The organism is Capnocytophaga sp. oral taxon 903 (assembly GCF_013394785.1).
Classification (GTDB): Bacteria; Bacteroidota; Bacteroidia; order Flavobacteriales; family Flavobacteriaceae; genus Capnocytophaga; species Capnocytophaga ochracea.
Genome location: NZ_JABXYW010000002.1, coordinates 1,467,153 through 1,487,848 on the forward strand (window position 1 = coordinate 1,467,153; position 20,696 = coordinate 1,487,848).

The following is a 20,696-nucleotide window of genomic DNA, read 5'->3' on the forward strand; positions in this document are numbered from 1 at the left end:
ATAGCATATATAGCATTATGAGAAAGTTTTTTCTAACAATTGTTTTTATAGTAATGACGGTCTTCGGGCTTTCGGCTCAAACACCGCTGAACTTAAACAACTTTAATGTTTCCACAACACCAGGGCAATGTGCCTCAGATGGAAAGATTAAGGTGACACTTCCTACTACTATGGGACCTGTAGGTACCAAGTTGCAGGTAAAACTCGATGTACCTGGTGACCCGAGCGGTCGTACGTGGCCTATGGAAATAGGAGTGACGGGCAAAGATGAACACGAGTTTACTACGCTTAAAGCGGGTACGTATACCGTTACAATGGTGAATGTAGCTAATAACCAGAAATCTACTTTACCTAAAGTGGTAACGGTTACTTCTTCGTACGTACCACCAACTTTTAAAAGTTTTAAATCGGTACCGCCGTCTTGTACAGGGAATGGTAATGACGGTAGCGTGGTTTTCAGAATACAGAAAGGAGCCAAAGGACCTTTTAAAGTACGCCTTACCAAAGGGGGTACTGAGCTGTATAATGCCACTCATAATGCTGTTGCGGGGCAAGACTTGGAAATCACTATTCAAGGGACTAATGCTAAACCGATTACTACAGGAGATGGTTACGAGCTTACCGTAGAAGATACAATGAATGGAACTCCGAATTGTGGGGAAACCAATAAAACTACTTTTTCAGTAGCGGCTTCTTCATTGAATATTGACTGTATGGAGTTTGAACTCGACAATGAGAATTCAGGCATACGCGTAGGAGCTGATTGTAAGTTTAATTTTTCATTTCGTATAAAACGAAAAGACAATGTAGGTATACAACAAAGTTTAGAGAATGAAATTAAAGGGAAACCTGGTACCGCTGTTATAAAACGATATGACTCAGCAGGGCATTATATAAATAGTTATGATATTACCTCTTCTTATCAAACGAGTGCTCGCCCACAAAAATCTAGTGCTTATTCTTTTATTACCAATAATACAGTACAATTTCAAGAAGGAGATATTATTGAACTGACTATTAAGTTAGGGAAAACACCTATAGTTAAGAAGTTCAAACTTGATAAGGACTTAGTAGATGTTCTAAGAAACAAATTGAACCCTACGAATTCACAAGATCCTTTTATATATATGGACAGAGCAGGTTCGACAGCGATAGCAGCAGTGAACCGTTCAGACCTAAACGCTGACCCTGCTAATCCTTGCCCCAGTGGTTCTTCGGCTAAGTATCTGTACGTAGAGGCTAATTGGAAAAAAATAGAATTGCCTAACCCAGACAGTGCTTCTGATAAGATGTACTTTGGGTTCTATAACTGGCAGAACTTTACTCCAGCAGAATGGGTAAAAAATCCATCAGCAGCAGGAGCCAAAGGATTTTACTTTGAAATATACAAGTATATAGGTGCAGGCGACCCGAGTTGGAATGCTACTTATACACAGTCAGAAATAAGCGACTCTACTAAATGGCAACTTCTTATACCAGGGACTGACTATACTTGGATAAACAACAACGGTAGTTTGTATGCCGATTTAGCTTCACAAGCTAATGGCTACTATAAGGTGAAGTTTAAAACTAAGGGAGCGGGAATTACTCAGTGTTATGAGCCGGAGCGTATTGTAAATATGACTCCTCTGCCTAATAAGATAGATGAGCGTTTTGACGGGATAGAAATTAATAGAGGGATATTTAAAGGTACTGTATCTATACGCAAATGGGTAGCAGGAAACCAATTTAATTACCCTATCACTGTGACTGTTGATTATTTAGACGATGGGCACAGTGGTACTACTCGTACTTTTGACTTCCAAACCGCTTTACCTTTTGAACCACTACACAAGGTAACGTATACTTTCCCTATGGTAAAAGAGGTGAGAAACCCTGATACTGCTAATGAGACGTATCGTTTTGAGTTTGGAGACCTTCCACAAGGTAGATATAATATTACTATTAAAGACCGTTGTGGCAATGAAGCAACCAAAGAATTCAACTTAAATACTCCGATGCAGTATGACAAAGATGAGGTGAAAGTAGAACAAGGATGTGTGGGAGCGGCAAAGGTTTCGTATGAAATAGGAACAACTCCTGTAGGAACACTACGTTATGCACAATATACTTTATTAAAAAAGACTGCCACAGGCTATGACCAAGTAGTAGGAAGAAGTAATGACCATTCACACACCTTTAATAACTTATCAGCAGGAGAATATCTGTTACAGTCTACTTATTTTTATTACGCACGTATAAAACAATTGTGGGATGTAGGGAAAGCTTCACAGAGAGAACAGTACTTTACTGATCCAGCTAATAGTATGAATTTGTATAGTGTAATCCCTTCTCCTGACACTCATAAACCTTCTGACCCAGTGAATGATGGTACAGGAGCTTTTCACGTCAGTCGTGTGTACTTAACCGTGAGTCCTACGGGGGAACTCAAACGCGATGTGGTAGGTACTTCGTGTAGTGCGGCATCGGGAACAGGACTTATAGCGGTGAACGTTACCAATCCTGAATATATCCGTTATCCATTACAATTCAGCATTAAGAATACCGTTACAGGAGTAGAAACTAAATCGCCAGTATTTGGAGCTACTTCTACCGCTACGGGGTACGTATTTAAGAACGTGCCTGACGGTACTTATGCTGTGACCACTTCTCACGCTTGTGGTGATTACCCTGATTCGGCTTTGGTAACGGCAAATAACTATACTTCGCCAGGGGTTACCTATGTGGCAAGAAGCACGAACCCTTGTAATGGTGATGTGGTAGACCTTACCTTTGGCGGTTCGGCGCAACTTTTCAATATAGATTGGTTCCGTATAGAAGCTAATGCCACTGAAACTTTCTTGGGTAGTGAACAAACTATTAGTGATACGGTAACACGCAATACCCAGTATGTGGTGCGTTACAGTTTGAAAGACCTCGGGTTGTGTACTACTAACTCGGGCAGTCATACTATCACTGTAAACTTTGCTCCTGACGCCATACCTCCTGTGATTACAGGTTGTCCATCGCAAAATATTGAAGTAAATGCGGTAGCTAACCAATGTTACGGAATAGCACATTGGGGAGTGGTAACGGCAACCGATAACTGCCGTATAGGTTCTTGGAGTCAGACTCACCAAAGTGGAGAGCGTTTCCCGATAGGAACGACCTCGGTAACCTATGTATTTAAGGATACCTCAGGTAATGCAGCTACTTGTACTTTTAACGTAGTAGTAAAATCGCGTGCCGTAGATATGGAGGTAACCAATGATTTTGTAGATGGTACAGGGGCTCCTATCAACCGCGATTTATCACTTACTGAGAACTTCAACTATCGCATTACTTATAGAAATAAAGGAACCGCAGGGGTAGTATCGTCGACTTTAGAGGTTACTTTGCCTAATCACCCTAATATTACCATAGGTACTCCTGATGTTACAGGGGCTACCCTTAATATCTACAAACCTACCTTTACTAAATCGGGTAATGTGATTACTTTTACACTGCCTAAGCAAACACTTACAGCAGGAGGTAATTTACAAACGATACTTATTCCTATTTCATTAAAAGGAGAGTGTTCAGTAATCGGTAAGCCTTGTATGAATGTGTTACAAGCCACTTACTCTTTAACTTACTCAGGAGGAATGGCAGCTTGTACTATTCCTGAACAAACTAGCACAGGCTCTAAAACTATTGCAATATCTACGCAAGAGTGTTCACGTACCGAGATTGCTTGTTCTGGCATAAATACACGCCTCACTGCTATTGATGGTTTTACTGCTTATAATTGGTATAAGAACGGTACACAGATACCAAATCCGTTAAACCATAATTATATAGAGGTAAGCGACCCTGCTACTTATAGAGTAGATAAATTGATGAAATGCGGTAATGTAACCTACACTACCAGTGAAGAAATAAAATTCGTATCCAGCAATAACCTACCAGACCCTATCAGACCTCAAGCTAATGGAGGTGATGTGTGTGCGGGTAACAACTTATGGGTAAGTCACTTTATCTTGTGTAATCAGCCTTCACGTAATATAGTGGTGAACTTCCGCGATAGCAATATAATGTGGCAAAAGCTAAAAGCAGGCTCTTCGCCATCAAGTTTGAACTGTCCGAACTTAGATGATAGCGCTTGGGAAGATGTACATAACAACAATACTTTTGTTGCCAACGCACAAGGTCATTTCCGCTTGCGTGTGTCAGACAAGGGTAACAACTGTGAGAAATACTTCTATTTTGATGTATTTACCAATTCACTTTCAGGTGAAATAATAGACTTTGCCAATGTGACCAGCTATCAGCAAGGTTTCATTACTATACGTATGGCTACGGCAGGTCTTGCTTATAAATATGTGTTGAAAAACTCAGCAGGCAATGTAGTGAACCAAAACGGACAAGCTTTTGTGATTACTACTAATTCAGAATACCGAGTGCCTATAACCATAGCCCCTGATACTTATACTGTTGAGGTTACTTCAACCGCTTTGCCAAGCACTTGTAAGGCAACTTTTATACAAAAAATAGAAAAACAAACTACTCTTACAGCCAAAGTAACTCCTAAGGCTTGGAAGAACTGTAACTCACTTACTACCCGTTTTGAAGCCGATGGAGGTAAGAATCCTTATCAGTTTGCTATTTGGAGTATTGACGGCGTGGTACAAAACGGCTATACTGATTACTCCGATGTACCTGCTTCAGCTTTCATAGCTACCATACCTGCGGGTAGTAGCTTTGTAGAGCGTGATATACATATAGACCAACCTGGTAGATATGTGTTCATTGCCAAAGATGCCAACTCAGCTTATGCTCTTACTGCCCCTGTGGATATTTATCCAGAAGGACTCTTAGGCTATACAATCAAAACTCGCGATATCCTGTGTGGTTTTGCTAATAACTCCGGACAGGTGTCTATTACTTATAACACACAGCAAAACGTGAAGTCTACCCTTTACAAGTTAGACGACACAGGAGCACGAGTACAAAATATGGGTACCAACTCTACAGGTTTCTTCAATAACTTGGAAGCTGGTAAGTATGAAGTAGAAATAAAAATACAGTTATCTACTACCAATATATGTACTTATAGAAACCGCAATATTGTAATTAATGATGTAGAAAGCACTTTGCGTGCTTATGCAGGAGTAGCTGAGGATATCTCTTGTGATACTTCAAGTCCTACCAAAGAGTATATAGTACATATTAACAATGTGTCGGGAGGTACTGGTACGGGTTATGAGTTTAGTACTAATAACGTATCGTTTACTACTGTGCCTATTTTGCGTGTAGGCTCTACAGCAAGTGTGGTATATGTACGCGATAGTAATAAATGTACTCTTGAAATACCTATTACCATAAAACCAATAGTACCTGCTACCGTAAGTGCTTCTACTGTTACTTATGACTGTGAGGGTAAAGGTACCTTTACGGTAACTACTAACCCAGCAGGCAACTACGAATATGACATTGTAAAAGACGATGGTACTCTCAGCGAAACACGTACTTCTAATGTCTTTACATTAGACCCAGGTATTTATAGTGTTTATGTGCGGTATACGCCGAAGACAGCTACGGGCACAACTCCTAATGTGTTGTTTAAAGAAGACTTTGGTAAAGGTAAGAATACTTGCGACTCCGAGTCGGTATTTATTACTTGTAATGCCAATGGCACTACTTTGGGTGATAACCAGTATATGATTACACGCCAAGTGCCTACCACAGGTACCTACTGGGTATCTACACCACCCTCAGACGCTTCAGGAGTAACCGATGGTCGCTATTTAGCAATCAACGGAAGTAGCCCTGATAATGACAATGGTATTGTTTACAAGCGCACGATTAGAGACGTAGTAGCCGGTCAAGAAATGAGTGTATCAGTGAACCTTTTCAATTTATTACCTGTTACTTATATAGGTGGTACTAACCCTAACTTGGTAGTACGCTTGTACAATCCTGGTAACCCAGCACAATACGTTGAAAGGTCATTAGGTGAACTTCCTCGTACAGGAGCTTGGCTCAATAAGAAAGTAACCTTTGCAACTACTGATATAACTGCTAATGCTTATATATTTGAGATTAGAAATATAGCAGCTGCTTCTACTGTGGGTAGTGATTTAGCAGTGGACGATATTGTGATTACACAACCTACTAAGATATGCCAAGTGCGCGCTGAAGGTCTTTCAGTGAAGATTGACAATAACAAAGGCTTTAAAGCACGTGGTACTACCTACGACGAAAAATGTGGTAAGAATGACGGTTCTATCTTCTTGACAGTTGATAATCCACCTTCTACATTTGTAGTAGAATATCAAATAGCGGGTACTACTACTTGGACGAGTGTTACCCTTACACAGCTTAATCCTGCTCAAGGGGTGGCTACCCTTACAGGAATTCCAGCAGTAAATAATGGTACGTTATTGGTGCGCAAAGCTAATGAACACAGTTGCCAAACAGCCTTTAACTATACTATTAACAAGCCAGTACCTTTAACAGTTACGGCTACAGTTACAGCTCCGGTATCTTGCTTCAATACTTTTGCAACAGTACGCTTTACTGCCGAAGGAGGTGCAAGACCTTATAAAACATTCCGCTTTACTCCTATAACAGGTACTACACCATCAGGCTCACAAGCGGCTGTAAATAACGAAGCTGACTTTAACTTACAGGCAGGTACTTATGTAATTGAAGTAGAGGATAACAATGGTTGTACAATGACGGCTACTCTTGATGTGCCAGCGCCTAAGCCATTGCAAATAGAAGTAGTAGACTTAGAGCCTTGCTTTAAAGGTGGTAATACAGGTCGTTTGCAAGTGAAGGTAATAAATGGCAATGGTAGCTATCAGTTTAGTAAAGACGGAGGCGCAACTTTTGAGTCCAGTGCTACGAACTTTATCATTTACGAAAACCTATCGGTTGGTCTTTATAACTTTGAAGTAAAAGATGGTGCCGACTGTCGTACAAGCACTTCTTATACTATAGACAACCCATTGCGTATGCAAGTAATCTCTAAAGCAGCTTTAACTTGTGTACCTAATAGCGAAGCTGAGTATGATATTACTTACTCTGGTGGTAAAGCTGGGGGTGCTCGTCAGTTCTTGTGGAGCAATTCACCTACTGCCAACTTTACAGTAGCAGCCCCTACAGGTATTGCTATTAGCCAGTCTGGTAATACTTATACTTTCAAAACTAAGATACCAGGTGATTACTACTTTAAGATACGTTACCAAATGACCAATGGTGACTACTGCGAAGTGATTTCACCTAAACAAGAAATCAAGAAAGATGCTCCTGCTTTTGTAGTTACGCCTACTGTTGAAGGTATTAACTGCGCAGGCGTTAATTCAGGTAAGATACTCTTCAATAATGCCAACATTTCAGGAGGAGTAGCTCCTTATACTATAGAGTTTAATAATGGTCTTACCACCGTTACACGTCCAGTAGGAGATATTACGGGATTGGCAAAAGGAATCTATACTCTTACAATTGTAGATGCTTCAAACTGTAAATCCGACCCATTAGGTCTTACTGTTACCGAAGTACCTGCAATGGTAGTCTCTGTTACCCATACTGACCTTGAGTGCTCTACTACGGGTACTCAGAAAGCTCAGGCAAGCGCTTGGGTGAATAAAGGAGGTACTGCACCATTCACTGTTACTTTAAATAAGAACGGCGTGGTGAATGCTACTCGTACTAATGTAGCTACTGGTTCAAGAGAAACCTTTATGAACTTAGACATTGGTAACTACCAAATAGTGGTAGAAGATGCTAAGTCTTGTAAGTATACTTATGACTTTGTCGTAAAATCCGACGCTAATGGCTTAGACGCACGAGGTACAGCCACCATAGGTTGTGCTGCCAACTCCGGTGAAATAGCTATCTCAGTATACGATAAGTCAGGAGGAACTATTGGTGCTAACCAATACATCGCCGTATATCGTGAAGGTATTACTCCTCCTTATGGAGCCACTACCAGTGTACAAGAAACAGTGGCTAACCCTCTTGGTGGTACCGATACTTGGTTCCACGGTGGTGCTGTGGTACCTACTCTCTTGTCCGATGGTAGTGTTAAAAACGCCTCTACTTACACCTTTACAGGTGTTACACCAGGGGTAACCTATACCTTTATCGTGTACGATGCAAGTAGCAAATGTACCTTTATCAAGGAAGCTAATATACCTGTACCTACACAATCGCACTTGGAAGCTACTATCACAGGTGTTGCTTCTACTACTTGTGCCGATGCCAATGATGGTAAGGTGTTCGTTCGCTTGAAGAACTGGACAAATCCAAATGTTACCTATCAAGTATTCCGTTATACACCTACTTATCCGTCATTAGGAACTGCTATAGCTAGTGGTCCTGTTACGCCACCATTAACAGCAACTCCAGCAGTGGGTCAAGATATAGTAATACCAAATGTTCCAGCAGGTAGATATTTTGTCCTCTTTACTGAGGGTGGTACTAACTGTACACAAGGTACTACCAACTTTACCATAGGTAAGTCAGCGTCTTTATTGACAATGACTGCTACGGTTACCCGTAAGGCAAACTGTCAAGCACCGCAACCACAAGGTCTCGGTAAGATAGTAGTAGATGCCACAGGTGGTACAGCCCCTTATCAGTATTACTATCACAATACAACCATATCAGCAGCACCTACCGGTACTGCCTTAGAGACTGCCCTCACTACTTCTACTGATAACGAATCAAAAGACGTAGAAGCAGGTGTTTGGAAAGTATTTGTCAGAGATACTTCTGGCTGTTTGAGAGAAAATACAGTTACCGTAACCGTCGATTCTCAACCTTCTGTTGCCTCAATTACTGTCGATGACGCTTGTAGCGATAATACCGATTATCCTATTAGAGTGAAATTTAACAGCATAGGTATTGGTCAACATCAATACAAGATAGACGGTATTGTGAACTGGCAAAACATAACAGTAGCTACTGAAACTGTTTTACCAATACGCTTAGCACCAAATCCAAATCCGTACACCATCTCATTTAAAGATGCTAATGGTTGCGAAACTAGTACTACATTTAGAGTACACGAGATGATTAAGTTTGATGCAAGTCACTTACCATTGTTACCTTGTGGTGCTACTAATACAGTAACTATCAATGTAACTAATATCACAGGTGGTTCAGGTACTTATAAGTTTAGTCTCTACCGTGTGATTAACAAAGGTACTGCCAACGAACGTGCTGTACCAGTGGTTACAGGGGCTAATGTTACAGGTAATGCACACAGTGTAATAACCAATGGTGGTATAGGTAGTTACCTCATCAATATCTATGATGCAGCTACTTGGGGTACTCCTGCCGAATGTGCTAAGTCGTTAGACTTCGTAGTAAGACCTCCTGAAATACCTAGACTCGAAGTCCTTTCGGTTACTACACCTACTTGTTATGCCGAAACTGCTACCGTACGTATAAAAGCAAACCCTGTTGATGGTATTCCATATACCTTCACAATCACCGATAATGCAGGGGTAGCAGTACCAGGTGTTACTCAGGTTCTAAATGGTAATTATGTAACCTTTAATAACGTACCATCAGGTGCAGCCATCTTAGGTGGTGCTACCTACCGTATTACAGCTGTAAGTGCACAAGTTTGTTCATCAACCATTGAAGTAACGGTTACCTCTCCTGATGTAATCTCAACTACCAATGCCCTTAGCAAAAAAGAGTACACTTGCGATGCTGATACAGGTGAAGTTACTAATCCACAATTGCATTTCGATTTGAATAATGTAACAGGTGGTACTGAGTCTTATACACGTATTGAATACCGAGAGCTTGCCTCAGGCACCTTGCTCTATCAACAGCAAGTAACTCCGGGAGTAACCTCTTATAGCTACACCTTACCAAGCTATTTAACTACCGCTAATAGTTATTATGCACAGGTGTACGATACCAATGGTTGTAGTGCAACTACTACCGCAGTGACTATTTCACCTACACTTATGATGAGCAGTCTTACCGCTACTCAGTTACAAGCGAAAACTTGTAATGTAGATGAAAACATCTCTGTAACCCTCAGCACTACCACCGTATACAGTGGCGAACCTATCGAGTACTCAGTGAGCAAAGTAGGTTGGGGTACTATTACCGTAATACCTCCAGTAACGCTTAACTCACTCACTTATACATTCACCCTTACTGAACCTTACGCTTATGTGATAAGAGCTAAGAATATGATTACGGGTTGTGAGGTAAGTACCAACTATACCGTGCTCGATCCTAACACCTTATTGTTAGAAGCTAAGAACCCACAAAGGGTAACTTGCTACGGTGGTACAGGTTCTATTACCTTAGAACTTACCGATACCCGTCTCTCTGACGGCGACCAAGTGGCTAACGGATTTAGCTATACAATTTATCCATTGCCAGTAGGTACTCCTATTACAGGTAACTCTACAGGTGCTACCATAGTACACGCAGGCTTGCCAGCAAGCAAGTACAGGGTAGAAGCTATCTCGGCTATTTCAGGCTGTAAAGCCGAAACTACCTTCGAAATAGTACAAGCCGAAGCTCCTATAACTGTTTTTGCAAGAGAAACATTTAGTGTAACTTGTGATAATAATCGTGGTGAGATACTCGTAACCGTGTCAGGTGGTTGGGCTCCTTATACGGTCAATATACAAGGCGGTGCTATTACAGGTCAGAAAACCATAGCTCTCAATGGCGATAGTGTATTATTCTCAGGATTGGTCGGTACTCCTGGTGGTGTAGTAACTTACACTATTACTGTTACCGATGCGTGGGGCTGTTCAGTAGCTTCAGGTACTACTCAGGTAGGCTTAAAAGCACCTGACCCAATTACCGCTACTGTTTCCGTAACTCGTCACGTTACTTGTCAGGGAGATACTGATGGAGAGATTACTATTGATCCATTGAGCATAAGAGGAGGATCAGGACGTTATCATTATACAATTATAGATTCTCACTATAACTTTAGGACGCAATCAGATACTACATTTAGGAACTTGCCTCCTGATACTTATACAGTCGAAATAATGGATACTTGGGGCTGTTTGTTCAAAAAGGAACAACTAATAGTAAAAGAACCTAAGCCTATCGTAGTGAATGTAACCGATTCTAACTTGCTTGTATGCCACAAAGGTAACGACGCTTGGATAGAGTTCACTGTTGATGGCGGTCGTCCTAACTACGACATCGCTATAATGAAAGAAGGCTCTAACGTTCCTGCACATACCGATTATGCTACCTCGTCAGCAACCGTAATCCGCGCTTCTAACTTAACCGAAGGCAATTACGAGATTGTGGTAACCGATAGCGTAAGCAGTACAACCAACAGCTGTGTGATGTCGCCTACTTATAAGTTTAGCGTTTACTCAGCTCCTGACCTCGACCCAACTACCGAGCAAGGCTTCAGTTGTGATAATAACGAGTTCACAACCTGGATAGAAGTACGCTTCAAAGACGAAGTAGATTTCAATAAGATAACCTACAAACTCAACGGAGCTACTACACCACAAACCTTCTCGCGTAACAACGGTGTGAATGTCGGCTATATCGACCAGAACAGGTTTAATATGAGTATAGCAACACAAACCTTAGAGATTATCTATACCGATGTCCATTCAGTTACCGGAGCTGTTAAACAATGTACTCAAATGGCTACCAAATCAGTAACTGTGGTAGAGTATCGCCAGTTGAACAATATCGTGAAATCACCTACTACCGTTATCAATACACTACAAGTAGAAGGTGTAAACGGTGTGAAACCTTATCGTTATGAGTTCAATGGCGAAGATTACGATACCAATAACGTCTACGAATTGAGAATGAACGACCGTGAGTACACCGATCCAGTGAGCGGTAAGAAACTCAAAATAGTAGATGTAGTAGTACACGATGCAGCAGGCTGTACGTTCTCCAAAACGTTCTATGAAGAATACTTCGATGTATTCATACCGAACTTCTTTACTCCTGACGGCGATGGCAATTACGATACGTGGGCACCACGCAGGGTAGATAAGTATCCGTTCATCCGTACTACTATTTACGACCGCTACGGTCGTCGCCTCAAAACCCTTAGAGCAGGCGAAGAATGGGACGGTAAGTACGACGGTAGAGATATGCCAACAGGCGACTATTGGTACCTCGTAGAACTTAGCAACGAACACGATACTCGTACCTTCAACGGTAACTTTACACTATATCGTTAAGATTTGTTTGCTTCATAGGTTATACATTAATTAATATTTATTTCGAAAGGGCTATCCGTTAAGGGTAGCCCTTTTTCATTTCTTAAAAACTTTATTGCTATCCCAACTATAATGGTCATTGTATTTTCCTTCACTTTATTTATTACCTTTTGTCTTTTATTTTTATCTTATACACTCCCCATTTGCTAATTTCCTCATTTGCTAATTTCCTCACTTCTGTTATTATTGGCTTATTTTGGTATTATCAGTTTTATCCCCTATCTTATGCATCATAATTAACGTCAGTTATAATTTATTCATTACTGTTCCGTAAAATTTTTCAGCTTTAGCTCAGTAATCCGTAAAATCTACGCCAGACTTCCAGGCTTGCTACCTATTTGTTTGATTATTTTAAGATTTGTAAGATTTCTGTAGCGTAAGCTACACTTTTTTCTTACACCAATCTCACATTAACTTAAAACAGTATAAACTCAATTAATGTTCGATTATAATTTAATTAATCGTTATTGTAGAGCCACTGTAGAGCCACTGTAGAGCCACTGTAGAGCCACTGTAGAGCCACTGTAGAGCCACTGTAGAGCCACTGTAGAGCCACTGTAGAGCCACTGTAGAGCCACTATAAAACCACTGTAGTTCCGTGCACATCACATTTGTCAATTGTCAATTGTCAATTGTCAATTGAAAGACTTTTACCTATTTGTTTGATTTTCTTTAAAGAAACCCTCGTGTGTTTAACCTATACTTCTCTTATTAAACAATAATTTTACTCTAATAAAATTCTTATAATATCACTTGATTGTCAGATGTTTAAATATAAAATGTTAAAAATAACACAAAATAATAGATAATATTATCTCTAAAAGTTTGTTTTGTATTGTAAAAATACCTATTTTTGTAGCGAAATTTAATTAAATGTATTTAGCAATGAAAACTAGACTAATGATGTTAGCTTTAGCAGTGTTGACTTCAGCAACCCTGTTCAGCTGCAAAAAAGACGATAAAGAGGGAGACTCTAATATCATATTAGAGAAAACGGCTGTCACCCTTAACTTAGGAGGGCAAACAACCGTGAAAGTAACTGCCCCCGACGGTATCCTAAAGCCCGAATCTGAAGATGTAGACGTGGCTATCGCCAATATGGGAAGAGATATTAATGTTATTATCTCTAGCAAAAAAGTAGGCGGTAAAGTAGGCGAAACCCGTGTGAAAATAGAAAGTAAAACGGGTGGAGTTGCCTATATCAATGTAACTGTAAAAGACAAAGAAACTAATGATAGAGGTTTAGTCGTTTTGGGTAAAACCGTATTTGTTGATAGAGACCAAGAAGTAGAAGTTACCAATTTGCTCAAGAAATATAACGGTACTGTAGATAAAGTAAATATCAAATCTACTTCATCTGCTTTGGCACAAGTACGCAAAGATGGAAATAGATTTTTTGTAAAAGGAATAGGCGAAGGGCAAACTGGTGAAGTATATTTCGAAGATACCGCGGGTGAGAAAGACGATAAAGGATTCCCTAAAGGAAGTTTTATCGTACACGTACGAGCTCCTTTTACTGCTGCAATTCAAAATGTAGAAATAGGGATAGGAGGAAAACCTAGACGTATTGATTTAAATAATATTTATAATAATTCATTTACTATTGGCACTTACGATAGTAGTATTGCTACTATTGAATATGCGAAAGAATTAGTTGGTGCAGATATAGAGAAAGAGAATGGTAAATATACGGGTGTTAAAATATTTGGGAAAAAAGAAGGAACTTTAACAGTAGAGCTTACTAATAGTGATGGTGATAATGGTAAGGGAAATAAACTTATACTTACTATTGCTGTTAGAAAATCAGATGACTCAAATTATATTGTTAAAGATGGTGTACTTTTAGGAATAAAGACAGGTGTAAAATTGAAAGGAAATATTACTCTTCCACCTAATATTACTAAAGTAGCACGTAGGGCTTTTGCAGGGCAAAACGAGCTTACAGGAATAGATTTTAATAATGTTACAGAGATAGAAGGTAAGTTGTTTAATGAAAATGAGACAGATCTTTATTCTTTTGATGTTAATGTTTCATATATCAAATTTCCTAAAATTAAAAAGATTGGAGATTCTTCTTTTAGAATGGCCAGAAGTTTAACGAAGGTAGAATTTCCTGCTACTTTAACCCACTTAGGACAAAATGCATTCAGTAATTGTACTGCATTACAACACGTAGCTTTTAGAGGAACAGTTCCTCCAAAAGGATTAGGAGCTTTACCAGAGGGTAAAGATGTTCCAGCTCCTGAAATAGATAACATAAGAGATGTTTTTTCAAACGGAAACGGTAAGATACAGTTGTATATTCCATTATCAAGTAAAGCTGATTATGATAGAGTTATCTCAGAGTCTGATTTCCGTGCAGGAGGTATATACAATCCTAAAGATATTTCAGAATTTAAATAATAGACAAGATAGTTGGAGAAGATATACTTTTAGTAGTCGTCTTATTCATAAGAATTAAATATTTAATAATAGGGGAAAACCGTTATAAGTATAGCTTATAACGGTTTTTTTATGTGCAATCTTTCAAGCACTCCAATTCTGAAATCAATTGTCCGTCGTGCTACTACTTTTTCTGAGGCATAGTTTCACTCTTTAGCCCAAATTCGCCTCAAATTGTATTTGCCTAATTAAAGTGCCTGCCGTGCTACGGACGGCTCAAATAAAAAGAGGCTTCTAACCCCTTAGAAGCCTCTTGAATTTAATAATAAAAAAGAAAACTTAAAAATAAAAATTATGAAAAAAACTTTTTGTTTACAATTACATTCTTGTTTTTATACACAACTTGTAGTTTGTTTATTTCTTTGTTGTTGGTTATGAAAAAGTCTCTTATCTTTTATGATGGCACAAAGATACGTTAAAAAATGTAACTACCAAAAAATATTCAAAAAAATATGCAAAAAAATACAACTATCGTCGCTGAAATTCTTATTTTACTGTTAATAATTACACACTAAATCTTTAAAAACACTGCGTTTTATCTGTTAAAAAACCATTTTTAACAGATAAAACACAAAGAAAATGTTAAAATCCCGAGAATAACGCAAAGAATGTTAAAGTTTTATTTTTGCCCTTTTAAGACAACACTATCTTCTTTAAAACGCCCAAAATCCTTATAAAAAAGCTATTGTGTTACCTTTTCCTTTATTCATTTTAGAACGATAAAAGGATTCAGCTATCTTCTTAATGTTAAAATGAAGGTCTTAAATATTTGTTAATGTAAAAGGAATGTTAAAAGCAAAAACTACCTTATTCCTAAGGGATAGTATTTGTATATTAAATAAAAAAGACATAATACACTTTTATTATCCAAATATTTTTCATACCTTTGCCCTCTCAAATTAAATTATTATGAGTATAACAACAAACAAAACCATTGGCGAAATCGTAGCCGACGATTTCCGTACTGCCGCTATATTTAAAAAACACGGTATTGATTTTTGCTGCAAAGGTGGTCGTACTATCGACGAAGCCTGTGAGAAAAAAGGAGTAGAGAAAAACGCGCTTATTAGCGAGTTAGAAGCGCTCCCCAAAGGCAATGGTAACGAGGTCGATGTACGCGATTGGCCTCTCGACTTGCTTGCTAACTATATTGTGCGCATTCATCACCAATACGTGCACGACAAAACCCCTATGCTCCTGCAGTTTCTCGATAAGCTGTGTCGTGTGCACGGCGAGCGTCACCCTGAGCTCTTTGAAATCAATCGTATTTTTAATGAGAGTGCTCGTGACCTCGAGTCGCATTTTAAAAAAGAAGAAGGAGTGCTTTTCCCTTTTATCGAAAGCCTCGTAAAAGCACAACAATCAGGGCAACCTCTTGGCGATATACCTTTCGGTACGGTAGAGAACCCTATCGCAATGATGATGCACGAACACAGTGCAGAAGGTGAGCGTTTCGAGGAAATAGTAAAGCTTACCAATAACTATACGCCTCCTGCCGACGCTTGTAATACCTACAAGGTAACGTATCAAATGTTGCAAGAGTTTGAAACCGATTTAAATCGTCATATTCACCTCGAAAACAATATCCTTTTCCCTAAAGCTATTGCTTTGGAAAAGCAACTTCGTCAAGCGTAGTTTATTATTAGGATTATCAATAAAAAAGAGTTCGGTATTCTTACCGAACTCTTTTTTATTTTAGTTTTAAGTATTTTCCTGTGTAGCTCTTTTTGTTTTTAGCGATTTCTTCGGGCGTGCCTGTCGCTACGAGATTACCTCCCTTAACACCGCCTTCTAAGCCTAAATCTATCACGTAGTCAGCCGATTTTATCATCTCTACATTGTGCTCTATAATAATTACCGAATGCCCTTTTTCTATAAGAGCTTGCAGCGAGTCTAAGAGCTTTCGAATGTCGTGAAAGTGCAAACCGGTGGTAGGCTCATCGAAGATGAAAAGCACCTTTTCTTTACTGTCCGATTTCGATAGAAACGAGGCTAACTTTATTCGTTGGGCTTCCCCACCCGATAGAGTAGAGGAGGACTGCCCCAGTGTTACATATCCCAAACCTACGTCTTGCAAAGGTTTGAGCTTTTCAGCTATTTTGGTTTGTTTGTGCTTTTGGAAAAAGGCTACGGCATCGTCGATAGTAGTGTTCAGCAGGTCATCTATGTTTTTGCCTTCGTACATCACTTCAAGGACTTCTTTTTTGAAGCGTTTGCCTCCACAAGCCTCACAAGTGAGGTGCACATCAGCCATAAATTGCATTTCTATGGTTACTTCACCCTCTCCTTTACATACTTCACAACGCCCCCCATCAACGTTGAATGAGAAGTGTTTGGATTGGAAATTGCGCATCTTTGCCAATTTCTGATTTGCAAAGAGGGCGCGAATATCGTCGTAAGCCTTAATATAGGTAATAGGATTTGAACGGGTGGATTTTCCAATAGGGTTTTGGTCTACAAACTCCACACTTTGCAAGTGCTTGTATTTGCCCTCTATCTTAGTAAACTGACCGATTTTTTCTCCGCCTAAATCCAATTCTTTTTGAATAGCAGGATAGAGTAGCTTTTTCACCAAAGTCGATTTTCCACTACCCGATACCCCTGTAACTACGGTGAGCATATCCAAAGGAAACGTAACATCTATATTTTTAAGGTTGTTCTCGCGACAGCCTACCAAAGTGATGTAGTGAGGCGAAGTACGTCGCTTTTTGGGTATTTCAATTGTTAAGCGCCCACTGAGGTATTTCCCCGTAAGGGTGTTGGCTTTTAGGAGTTCATCGTAAGTGCCTGTCGCTACTACTTCGCCACCGTGCGTGCCCGCTTCAGGACCTATATCAATAATATGGTCGGCAGCTTTCATAATATCCTCGTCGTGCTCCACCACAATCACCGTATTGCCCAAGTCGCGCAAGGATTTCAGTACGCTTATCAATCGTTCGGTATCGCGTGGGTGCAAACCGATACTGGGCTCATCGAGTATGTACATAGAGCCTACCAAACTACTTCCCAACGAGGTCGCTAAGTTAATGCGTTGGCTTTCCCCTCCTGAGAGCGTGTTCGATTTTCGGTTGAGCGTTAAATAACCTAAGCCCACATCGGCAAGGAACTGCAAGCGGTTGTTAATTTCTAAAAGCAATCGTTTGGCTACCTCTTGCTCATAATCGGTGAGTTTGAGTTCTTTAAAGAAAATTTGTAGTTCTTCAATAGGCAGTTCTACCAAGTCCGAAATGCTTTTGCCTGCTATTTTCACGTAGTTAGCCTCTTTGCGCAAACGCTTGCCGTGGCATTCGTGACAACGCGTTTTTCCGCGATAGCGTGCCAAGAGCACTCGGTTTTGTATTTTGTAACTTTTGTCTTCTAACTCTTTGAAAAAATCGGTGAGTCCTGTGAAATACTTGTTGCCGTCCCAAACCAATTGTTTCTGCTCATCGGTGAGCTCAAACCAAGGCTTGTGTATCGGAAAATCGAACTTATAGGCATTATTCACCAATTGGTCACGAAACCAACTCATCGTCTCGCCACGCCAAGGATAGATAGCATTCTCGTAGACCGAAAGACCTGTGTTAGGTACGATAAGGTCTTCATCAAGTCCGATAGTATCACCATAACCATCGCATTTTGGGCAAGCCCCATAAGGGTTGTTAAAGCTGAATAAGTGTACGTTAGGCTCTAAAAAGGTGATACCGTCCAACTCAAACCGATTGCTGAAATGCGTTTGTACCACCCCGTCCATTTCTTGAATATAGCACTCGCCTTTGCCTTCAAAGAAAGCCGTGTCTACGGCATCGGCAAGGCGGTGCTGAAAGTCTTCGTCGTGACGCACAATCACCCTATCTACTACCAATTGAAAATTGTCGAGATTCTTAGGCAAGTTGTCTTCCTCAATACGAATGATTTCTTCTTTGTATAGAATGCGTGCATAGCCCTGTTGTAATAGGAGTTTGAGCACTTGCTCTACGGTGCGGTCTTTCGGGATACTCACAGGGGCTAAAAGCAACAGTTTTGTGCCTTCGGGATACCGCATTACTGCATCTACCACATCGGTAACCGTATGTTTTTTCACCTCTTGTCCCGAAATTGGCGAATACGTCTTCCCAATACGAGCAAAAAGCAGTTTCAAGTAGTCGTACACCTCGGTAGAAGTGCCCACAGTAGAACGTGGGTTCGAGGTATTTACTTTCTGCTGAATAGCAATGGCTGGCGCAATCCCTATGATATTGTCTACTTTGGGTTTGTCTAACTTACCCAAAAACTGACGCGCGTACGACGATAGGCTCTCCACATAACGGCGCTGTCCTTCAGCGTAAAGCGTGTCAAACGCCAATGATGATTTACCCGAGCCCGAAAGTCCTGTAATCACCACTAACTTATTACGAGGAATTCCTACAGTTATATTTTTAAGGTTGTGCAATTTCGCACCCTTTATAAGTATCTCTTTGGTTTTCATTTGTTTATTTTAGCAGTTTTATATGCGCTTCTAATTCTTCTATTTCTTTTAAATCTTCTAAGTCAGCTTGCTGAGCATCATATTGTTTCCGTTTCACTTCAAACTCGTCATACACTTTTCTCACTATTGTTTTCATTTGTTCGTTGCTCACTGAGCCATTGCCTTTTAGTACTTTTTTATCGTTGAATTCAATAATCCTATCGATATTCTCACGCCAGAAATCCATAGTAATGTCTTGTCGGTTTTTAGCTCTTAATTCCGCCGATTCTAAGAATACCATTACAAAGCGATTTAAGCTATCAATCTCATTATCAGTAAGGTAATTCTTAGCTATGTAAATATCCCCTTTCCTCACAATGTTTCCCTCCCACGAGGTAAGTGCCATATTGTTTTGCGAAGCATCAGCACGACTGACAATCAGTTCAGCAGCCGTTTGACCTGTGATAGCGTATAGAATTTTATTTTGAGTTTGTGCATAAAACATCTGGGTCGCCTTATCGGTTTTATCATAATCGCTACTGAGCATAAATAAGTCTCTTATTTTTTGGTAGAAGCGTTTTTCCGAAGCTCTAATGTCGCGAATACGGGCGAGTAATTCGTCGAAATAATCAGGTCGCCCATCGGGGTTTTTCAGCCGTTCATCGTCCATCACAAATCCCTTCACCATAAATTCTTTCAAATACTGGTTTGCCCATTGCCTAAACTGAACTCCTCGCTTACTGCGTACCCTGAATCCAATAGCCAGAATCATATCCAAACTGTAAAAAGTAACTTCATAATTCTTCCCATCACAGGCAGTTGTTAAGTAATTCTTAATAACTGAATTTGGAGATAATTCATTATCCTTTAGTATATTAGATATGTGCATACTGATATTAGGAACAGAGGTGTCAAAAAGGTCAGCAAGCTGATTTTGGTTCAACCATACCGAGCCGTCTTTGGCAAAAAGCGAGATTTTCACCTTACCGTCGTCAGTCTTATAAATGATGATTTTTTGTTGTGTGTTCATTGTTTTATCTATCAAGGGGGCAAAGGTACAAAATAATTAATAAATAGGCTAATAGGAAAAATTCTTACTATAGCAAACATACAAAATTAAAAGTTAATATCATTTCTATATATAATTCTGATTTACAGTATCCTTTTGAAGAATGTCTTTGTAAAATCTAAGCAACTTGTTACTAAAATCCGTGAATTAAATGAATCCCTCCGCTAATGCGTTTCTTGTAGCTTGTGCCTCCGAGCTTCTTCAATTAATTTTCTGTTTCATTTGCTAATTTTCTATCTCCCCGTGTGCTTTGCACGGTCTCCCTTTGAAGATAGCCAGCGATAGAAAGGTATTGTAAGGGGGATATTTATAATCAATAGGTTAATTCAACCCTTAATTGGTATTAGTAACATTCTAAACTCAATCAGTATTCACTTAGTATTCAATTAATCTTTGGTTAGTCTCCGTTGTAGACCCACTGTAGACCCACTGTAGAGCCACTGTAGAGCCACTGTAGAGCCACTGTAGAGCCACTCTTCGTCCATCTATCCTATAAGCTTTGTATAATCCCCTCCCAAATTAACCATTAATCATTAACCAT

6 protein-coding genes are annotated in these 20,696 nt (G+C 39.7%); 3 read left to right on the forward strand and 3 right to left on the reverse strand.

Annotated features, from left to right (window positions below):
* Window positions 1-17: 17 nt before the first annotated feature.
* A complete protein-coding gene (locus tag HW279_RS06180) occupies window positions 18-12,179 on the forward strand; it encodes a T9SS type B sorting domain-containing protein (RefSeq protein ID WP_178958351.1) in 12,162 nt (4,053 codons plus the stop codon).
* A 492-nt stretch (window positions 12,180-12,671) separates the two neighbouring features.
* Here HW279_RS06180 and HW279_RS06185 read toward each other — a convergent pair whose 3' ends face one another.
* Window positions 12,672-12,824: a hypothetical protein gene (locus HW279_RS06185; protein ID WP_178958352.1), complete on the reverse strand. Its 153-nt coding sequence runs from the start codon at window positions 12,822-12,824 to the stop codon at window positions 12,672-12,674.
* Window positions 12,825-13,091: 267 nt separating this feature from the next.
* Here HW279_RS06185 and HW279_RS06190 point away from each other — a divergent pair, with 267 nt between their 5' ends.
* Both HW279_RS06190 and ric read left to right on the forward strand, forming a co-directional pair.
* The gene (locus HW279_RS06190) at window positions 13,092-14,621 is read left to right on the forward strand and encodes a leucine-rich repeat domain-containing protein (RefSeq protein WP_178958353.1); all 1,530 of its coding nucleotides are present in this window, start codon (window positions 13,092-13,094) and stop codon (window positions 14,619-14,621) included.
* A gap of 948 nt (window positions 14,622-15,569) precedes the next feature.
* A complete protein-coding gene (gene ric / locus HW279_RS06195) occupies window positions 15,570-16,295 on the forward strand; it encodes an iron-sulfur cluster repair di-iron protein (RefSeq protein WP_009422601.1) in 726 nt (241 codons plus the stop codon).
* A 55-nt stretch (window positions 16,296-16,350) separates the two neighbouring features.
* Here the strand turns inward: ric and uvrA are convergent, their stop codons facing one another.
* Together uvrA and HW279_RS06205 are read right to left on the reverse strand one after the other, a co-directional pair.
* Window positions 16,351-19,107 (reverse strand): excinuclease ABC subunit UvrA, encoded by a 2,757-nt coding sequence (gene uvrA / locus HW279_RS06200; RefSeq protein ID WP_178958354.1) that lies wholly within the window; start codon window positions 19,105-19,107, stop codon window positions 16,351-16,353.
* 4 nt (window positions 19,108-19,111) lie between these two features.
* On the reverse strand, window positions 19,112-20,116 hold the full coding sequence (locus HW279_RS06205) for a virulence RhuM family protein (RefSeq protein ID WP_009419174.1): 1,005 nt from the start codon (window positions 20,114-20,116) through the stop codon (window positions 19,112-19,114).
* Window positions 20,117-20,696 lie beyond the last annotated feature (580 nt).